We start from the raw sequence: 978 nt of genomic DNA, 5'->3' as shown, positions 1-978 counted from the left end.
GGTAGACGGCAAGGTGGTGAAATCGCCGGACAACCCGACGCTGACCCTGCCGGGTGCGCCGGACGGCAAACAGAACTTCCAGGTGGCGCGTTCCAAAGGCTTTGAAGGCATGGCCGCCTCGCCGGACGGTGTAGCGCGCCGAAATTTTCTGCACTGTTTTAAAGAGAATTCCGCACTGCGTACATGCTCGTAAAACTGCGATTTTGCACTGTGCGAAATAAATCGCAAAATTAGGAATAGCCAGTTAAGCCTTATACTTTGATGGGAAAATTAACCAGCCTGTTAGGCAGCGCACCACATTAATTTCGCCGCTGTCCATGAATGCCGGTCAACGTGGACCGGCGTCAAAGTTACAGATAAGTAATTCTAACGCCCTGTGACTATTATTGCCGCCGACAGAGTAAGTGGTACTGGTGCTGCGAATATTCAGCCCGTCAAATACCGCCCGCATGTCTGGATGGTCATTCACTGAAATAATCGCTTTCCCCTTAATACCCCGCACGGTTTCAGCCATAAACTGATACTGCTCGATGCCAAACGGTACACCGTAACCCTGAGTTTTCCAGTAAGGCGGATCGAGATAAAAGAGCGTACCGGGGCGGTCATAGCGGCGGATGCACGCCTGCCAGTCCAGGTGCTCAATCGTCACCCGCTGCAGGCGAAGCCAGGCATCGGATATCGTCTCTTCCAGGCGCATCAGGTTGAGGCTACTGGGGCTGGTCGCGCTGGTGCCGAACGACCTGCTGTCTGACCGTGCGCCAAAGGAGAGTTTTTGCAAATAATAAAAGCGGGCGGCACGCTGAATATCGGTCAACGTTTCCGGCGGAGTATCCTTTGCCCAGGTGAATATTTCACGGCTGGTTAATGCCCATTTGAATTGCTTTATAAATTCTTCCAGGTGATTCTGCACAACACGATAGAGATTAACGATATCGCTATTGATATCGTTCAGCACCTCCACATCCGATGGGGGTTTCA

1 protein-coding gene and 1 pseudogene are annotated in these 978 nt (G+C 51.9%); one reads left to right on the top strand and one right to left on the bottom strand.

Annotated elements, in window-relative coordinates:
- A pseudogene (locus tag ADK28_RS07625) lies at positions 1 to 130 on the top strand (glycerophosphoryl diester phosphodiesterase); the annotation flags it as partial.
- Between the two features lie 198 nt (positions 131 to 328).
- On the opposite strand, the gene ADK28_RS07620 reads toward ADK28_RS07625, so the two are convergent.
- A partial coding sequence (locus tag ADK28_RS07620; RefSeq protein ID WP_048795327.1) for a DNA adenine methylase occupies positions 329 to 978 on the bottom strand: 650 nt, incomplete at its 5' end.

It is taken from the genome of Serratia sp. 506_PEND (assembly GCF_001076875.1).
Taxonomy (GTDB): domain Bacteria; phylum Pseudomonadota; class Gammaproteobacteria; order Enterobacterales; family Enterobacteriaceae; genus Serratia; species Serratia marcescens.
The sequence above is the reverse complement of the archived record's forward strand: the minus strand, read 5'-3'. Positions and strand labels throughout refer to the sequence as shown.